We start from the raw sequence: 6,428 nt of genomic DNA, 5'->3' as shown, positions 1-6,428 counted from the left end.
ATTAGCGACTACCACCTACTTTTTAGCATGAATTTTGTCCATTACACCTGATTTTGATAGATGAGCAAAAAAACCTAAATAATGACTATACGTTGTCACGTAAATAGACAGCAAGTGCTTGGTATGCTGCCAAATAAGACAGCATTTATCAGCTAGATAACGCCTACTTGTTAGGCGTTTTTTGTTGGTCATCGAACAGCGTTTACTTTACAATGATCGCTTGTCTGCCAGACTACTGCCATGGCAATGACTGTTTAAAACGTTAGTCACGATTGATAACAGCTCAGCACCCAAAACTTTATTTTTACTCTCTCTATTTCACTTATTCAAGCTCTTACGGAACGTCTATGCATATTCATATTCTTGGTATTTGTGGTACTTTTATGGGCTCGCTGGCATTATTGGCGTGTGAACTTGGGCATACCGTTACTGGCTCAGATACCAACGTATATCCTCCTATGTCTACCCAACTTGAAAATGCGGGCGTCACTATTGAAGAAGGCTATCTCGTAAAGCATTTGCAACCAGCGCCAGACTTGGTCGTTGTTGGTAATGCGATGAAGCGTGGCATGGATGTGATTGAATACATGCTAGATACGGGTCTGCGCTACACGTCAGGTCCGCAGTTTTTGTCAGAGCAAGTGCTGCAATCGCGCCACGTGATAGCGGTTGCTGGTACTCATGGTAAGACAACAACGACAACCATGCTTGCTTGGATATTGCATTACGCTGGTATCGATACAGGGTTTTTAATTGGCGGTGTGCCACTGGTCAATACGACTGATGAGCACCTACAGCGAGTGTTTGCACACAGTAGTTATTTGGGGGCAGAAAAAGCTGACAATGACACCGCAGCACCTTCTGGTTACTTTGTGATTGAAGCCGATGAGTATGACTCTGCCTTCTTTGATAAACGCTCAAAATTCGTTCATTATCGTCCGCGTACCGCCATCTTGAACAATTTAGAGTTTGATCATGCAGATATTTTTGCTGACTTGAATGCTATCCAAACACAGTTTCATCATATGGTACGTATGATTCCAAGTACGGGAAAAATCATCATGCCTGCCGCAACGATCAGCTTAGAGGAGACGTTAGCCAAAGGCGTTTGGACCCCTATTTGGCGCACTGCCGTCCTCGATGCTGCCTCGGCAGAGACCAGTGATTTAAAAGACCATAGCGACTGGCAAGCCGAGCTCATATTCGACGATGGCAGTCAGTTTCGAGTGAGCCTTACTGCCGATAAAACCGCGAGCGCCATTGTTGATTGGGGCATGAGCGGTATTCATAATGTCAACAATGCCTTGGTTGCTGTCGCTGCCGCTTATGATGTCGGTGTCAGCATCTCTACCGCTTGCGCAGCATTATCCGCTTTCGCAGGCATCAAACGCCGGATGGAGCTGATCGGTGATGTCAATGATATCTTAGTCTTTGATGACTTTGCTCATCATCCAACAGCGATCACAACCACGCTCGATGGTGCCAAAAAGAAACTGGCGGGACGACGTATCTGGGCGATTATTGAGCCGCGCAGTAACACCATGAAGATGGGCATTCATCAAGACAGCTTGGCTGAGTCGGCTGCCCTTGCTGACCATGCTTTATGGTATGAGCCTGCGGGTTTGGAGTGGGGTCTAAAAGACGTCATTGAGAACGCCAATATCGCTAGCCATTCAAACCATCAGCAGCAGGTCATGTCTAGCGTCGATACTATTATCGAGCATATCAGTAGTCATGCTCAAGCAGGTGATGCAATAGTCGTGATGTCCAACGGTGGTTTTGAGGGGATTCATCAGCGTCTATTAACGGCATTGCGTGATAAATAAACGTTTGATTTAACCCTAAACCCTGAACCCTAAAATTAGTATCTAAAAAATTAGTATTAAACAAAAGCGTGGCCGTCTGATAAACGGGCTGCGCTTTTTTTATTTAATTCCCTATTCTTATCAAATTCTTCTGTCGTGGCTAAATGATTGATACGCCATTCTGTTAGCACCACGGCTACCTTTGTAACCTTCCGTTTACCTATTGCACCTACGTAATAGCAAATCTGACTTTTTCCTCACATAGGCCCTACACAGGTAACATTTTTTGCTTACTCTTGCGTTTGAGGAATCTTTACAATGGAGTTATTAAATTAGCAACATATTATAAATATTCATAATTTAGGAGAATAACATGAGTTTTATTTGGATGATTATCGTCGGTTTGGTTGCAGGTTTACTGGCACGTGCTATCAAACCAGGTAGCGACCCTATGGGTTGGATTATGACAATCGTATTGGGTATCGTGGGTGCTATGCTTGGTGGTTTTCTTGCAAGCCTAATCGGTATTAATGCAGATGGCGGCTTCACTGGTCTTATCTTCTCAGTTATCGGTGCCATCATTTTGCTGTTCTTGTATGAGATGATTGTCAACAAACGCCGTGCATAATAGTGAGTCAAATAGAATATCTAAAAAAGGCCTTACGTAATGTGAGGCCTTTTTTTGTTCAGACAAATATCGCAGTCTTTATTTTATCCACTCAACAATCCTTATATAGGGGCGAAAGTATTGATAAGCATTACTTTTGTCCCCATTTATCTTATAATATCAACCCTATTTTGTCCTTATCATTGAGGTGAGCGTTATGGCACTACTCCCTATCTTAAGTTATCCAGATCCCCGCTTGCGCACGATTGCCAAGCCAGTCAAGGAAGTGACTGCTGAAATCAAAACCTTAATCTCAGATATGATTGAGACAATGTATGATGCTCAGGGCATTGGCCTTGCCGCAAGTCAAGTCGATCGTCATATTCAGCTCATCGTGATGGATTTGTCTGAAGACAAAAGTGCCCCAAGAGTATTTATCAACCCAAAAGTCACGCCATTGGTAGAAGAAAAGCAACCGTACGAAGAAGGCTGTCTTTCGGTCCCAGATGTCTACGACAAAGTCGAGCGCCCTAATAAAGTACGTATCGAAGCATTAGACGAAAACGGCGACGTCATTGATGAGGTAGTAGAAGGCTTACTTGCGGTCTGTATCCAACACGAAATGGATCATCTCAATGGCGTGATATTCGTCGACTACCTGTCTCGTTTGAAACAGACACGTGCCCGTGATAAAGTTCGTAAAGTCCTCAAGATACGCGAAAAGCAAGGCGCTCAGTCCGCTGAGCAGCAGTCACAACCCATCAGTTCTTAATCTTTTATTCTGAATACAATGATGCTTAACGTGGATATTATGATCTAATATCCACGATTTGACGTTCACTTTTCTAGCAGATACTACTCTCATCAAAGGTTTACTACTATGACCATGATCAAAATTGACCAATATTTTGACCCTGCCAGCTGGCAGAAATTTACCAAAGCTGCTGAGGGTCGTGAAACCCCATTTTTGGTGGTTGACCTGAGTCGTATCGAAACCAAATATCACGAAATGGTGAGTCTGTTTCCAAACGCCAAATTGCACTATGCGATGAAAGCCAGTCCTGCGGTTGAAGTCATCAACCTGCTGGCAAAGCTTGGCTCCAACTTTGACTGTGCCTCTATCTATGAGCTGGATCGTGTGCTTGATTGCGGCGTTGAACCATCGCGCATTTCTTATGGTAACACCATCAAAAAAGCCGACCATGTTAAGTATGCTTTTGAAAAAGGTATCGATCTGTACGCGACCGACTCAGAAGCCGATCTTAAAAACATCGCCAAACACGCCCCTGGTTCTAAAGTATTTGTACGCATATTGGTACAAGGATCAGAGACAGCAGAATGGCCATTGTCACGTAAGTTTGGCTGTCACCCTAATATGGCCATTGATCTACTCATTCAGGCGCGCGAGCTTGGCTTGGTACCTTATGGTATCTCGTTCCATGTGGGTAGCCAGCAAAAAGACGTTGCGGCATGGGATGATGCGTTAGCCAAAGTTAAGTATATGTTTGACTGGATGAAGAACGAAGAAGGCATCAAGCTACAAATGATCAATCTAGGTGGCGGCTTCCCAACCAACTACATCAGCGAAGTCAATCCTATTAAGGTCTATGCAGAAGAGATTACCAGCTATTTGACTGATGATTATAATGATGACGAGATGCCTGAGATTATTCTAGAACCAGGTCGTTCACTGGTCGGTGGTTCAGGTGTCTTGGTCAGTGATGTGGTACTAATCTCTCGCAAATCAGACACTGATTTGGCGCGCTGGGTATATACGGATGTTGGTTTATTCCAAGGCTTAATCGAGACGCTCGGCGAAGCCATCAAATATCCTGTTTATACTCCCAAGATGGAAACGTCTACCAGTGAAGGGACGGTCGTATTGGCAGGGCCAACCTGTGACTCAACCGATATTATGTATGAAGAAGCTGGTTATCAGCTGCCAGAAGAGCTTGAGATTGGTGACAAAATCTATTGGCTAACCACAGGTGCTTATACCAACTCGTATTCATCAGTTGAGTTCAATGGATTTCCGCCGCTTGAAGTGGTTTATATTGACTAGGGTTTGAACCTATCATCTATAGAGAAGCGCGGTGCTGTTAATAACACCGCGCTTTTTTGTATTTAGCCGTTTGCATAATGAGCTATTGAACCAACAACTCAATCGGTACCGTGTTAGTGCTCTTGACCGTTCGACTGCCGCTATTGACTGAGCGTTGTGAAATCTCACCAATCGTCACCCATTGTCCGCGCGGCACAATGATCGTACTGTTCAGACTTTGACTTTGACTTTGACTTTGACTTTGAATGCTATTATTGCTCGTGCCGTGCTTATTATAGGATGAGTTGGATCGCGCCAGTCGCTCTTCAACTTGTGATAACCTCACTTCGACTTGACCATTCGGTAGTAGACGCGGTGTGACAGCAATGCCTTGCATCGTTGGCAGTAGTATTTGCTGCTGAATAATAATCTGCGCGCTTGGCTGACGGTCAGCTGGATAATGATAATTTGGTTGAATAGTGGCACGATAGTTCTGCGTCAATGAATAGAGCGTACCTGTACCGATACTAGCGGCACTACCAGACAGCGTTTGTACTTGATACAAGCTACTACCTTGTTGCTGGCGGTTATATTGATTGATTACGCCTGCACCCTGGATACCGCGATTGGTAATAATAACCTGACCCTGACGAATATTATCCTGAACACTGCTGCTATTGCCAACACGCACCGCGACTGTGAGCGCTTGTGGCTGACGGTCAATCTGCGTGAGTAGCTGCTGTATCATTTGATAATTGCGGGGTGTTGTTATTAGTACTAGCTTACCTTGGTAAATGCTGACGGTGCCGCCATCAGCGCTACTATTGAGTTGTTGCCTTACTATTGGCAGGAGCGTGGCACCGCCATAAGTGTCAATCACATAGGTTTGGACGTTACTGGCTTGTACGGTGATTGGTAGGACAGCCAGACTTAGGGCAAACGCGGGCAAGCTTATATTTTTGGTAATATTCACCTTAAGAATGGTACTAGCCAATTCGTGCTTTATACGTATACGACTCACCTGCATCTCCTCACCTTTTTTAAGTCATCGTCAATGCGCTCTAATCATTCAACCCCAATACATCTTGCATATTATATTGCCCAACGGCTTGCTCGGTCACCCAAGTCGCGGCACGTACAGCACCTGCGGCAAACGTCATGCGCTCTCGTGCGCGGTGAGTGATTTCAACCACCTCACCATCAGCGATAAACATCACGGTATGGTCGCCTACGATCTCTCCACCGCGTACCGCATGAATACCAATCGCGCCTGATTCGCGCTCGCCCGTTTGTCCTTCGCGTCCGTAGATGGCGACGTCTTTTAGGTTCTGTCCGCGAGCTTCTGCGACGGCTTCTGCCATCATATAGGCTGTGCCAGACGGTGCATCGATTTTGTGTTTGTGATGCGCTTCGATGATCTCTACGTCAGCATCATTGCCAAATGCTTTGGCTGCCATGCCAAGTAGTTTCAATGATAGGTTGACGCCGGTTGAATAGTTACCTGCGTAGACGATAGCGATTTTTTCACTGGCTTTTGCCAGAACCTGCTCTTGCGTCTCATTAAATCCTGTCGTGCCAATGACCATCGCGATATTATGCTCGGCACAAACTTGCATGTTCTTTTCAGTCGCATCTGGCAAACTAAAATCAATCAGCACATCGATGTCATTAATTACAGCTTCTAATTCGTCAACGATCTGCACGTCTAAACGTCCGATAGCAGCCACCTCGCCTGCATCCGCGCCGACGAGACTCGATCCTTGGCGCTCAATCGCTGCATTCAGGATGGTCTTAGGATTATTTTGTACCGCTTCAATAAGCATACGACCCATACGACCACCTGCTCCGATGACACCAACTTTGATGGCTTGTTCTGTTGTTTTTTGACTCATATCGCTACCTTATATACTTTATATTTGGTGGGTTATTTTTGGATATCATTTATCGTCAGTTTAACAAATATCGTTAACTGAGT

At 45.0% G+C, this 6,428-nt stretch carries 6 protein-coding genes; 4 read left to right on the top strand and 2 right to left on the bottom strand.

The genetic code is table 11. The annotated features are described in order from the left end of the window. The first annotated feature begins 347 nt into the window (after positions 1 to 347). From mpl to L0G63_RS05730, 4 genes are all read left to right on the top strand, one after another. Positions 348 to 1,826, top strand: coding sequence for a UDP-N-acetylmuramate:L-alanyl-gamma-D-glutamyl-meso-diaminopimelate ligase (mpl, locus tag L0G63_RS05745; RefSeq protein ID WP_301449780.1), 1,479 nt, complete (start codon positions 348 to 350; stop codon positions 1,824 to 1,826). A gap of 352 nt (positions 1,827 to 2,178) precedes the next feature. Further along, positions 2,179 to 2,433, top strand: coding sequence for a GlsB/YeaQ/YmgE family stress response membrane protein (locus L0G63_RS05740; protein ID WP_058024727.1), 255 nt, complete (start codon positions 2,179 to 2,181; stop codon positions 2,431 to 2,433). Positions 2,434 to 2,629: 196 nt separating this feature from the next. Beyond that, positions 2,630 to 3,184 (top strand): peptide deformylase, encoded by a 555-nt coding sequence (def, locus tag L0G63_RS05735; RefSeq protein ID WP_301449779.1) that lies wholly within the window; start codon positions 2,630 to 2,632, stop codon positions 3,182 to 3,184. A 114-nt stretch (positions 3,185 to 3,298) separates the two neighbouring features. Further along, on the top strand, positions 3,299 to 4,474 hold the full coding sequence (locus L0G63_RS05730) for a type III PLP-dependent enzyme (RefSeq protein ID WP_058024748.1): 1,176 nt from the start codon (positions 3,299 to 3,301) through the stop codon (positions 4,472 to 4,474). 82 nt (positions 4,475 to 4,556) lie between these two features. On the opposite strand, the gene L0G63_RS05725 is transcribed toward L0G63_RS05730, so the two are convergent. Together L0G63_RS05725 and dapB are read right to left on the bottom strand one after the other, a co-directional pair. Continuing rightward, a complete protein-coding gene (locus L0G63_RS05725; RefSeq protein WP_301449778.1) occupies positions 4,557 to 5,474 on the bottom strand; it encodes a hypothetical protein in 918 nt (305 codons plus the stop codon). Between the two features lie 40 nt (positions 5,475 to 5,514). Beyond that, the gene (gene dapB, locus L0G63_RS05720; protein ID WP_301449777.1) at positions 5,515 to 6,345 is read right to left on the bottom strand and encodes a 4-hydroxy-tetrahydrodipicolinate reductase; all 831 of its coding nucleotides are present in this window, start codon (positions 6,343 to 6,345) and stop codon (positions 5,515 to 5,517) included. Positions 6,346 to 6,428 lie beyond the last annotated feature (83 nt).

The sequence above is a fragment of the Psychrobacter sp. genome, assembly GCF_030454045.1.
Lineage (GTDB): Bacteria > Pseudomonadota > Gammaproteobacteria > Pseudomonadales > Moraxellaceae > Psychrobacter.
Note: the sequence above shows the minus strand (reverse complement) of the source record. Positions and strands in the feature narration are given on the sequence as shown.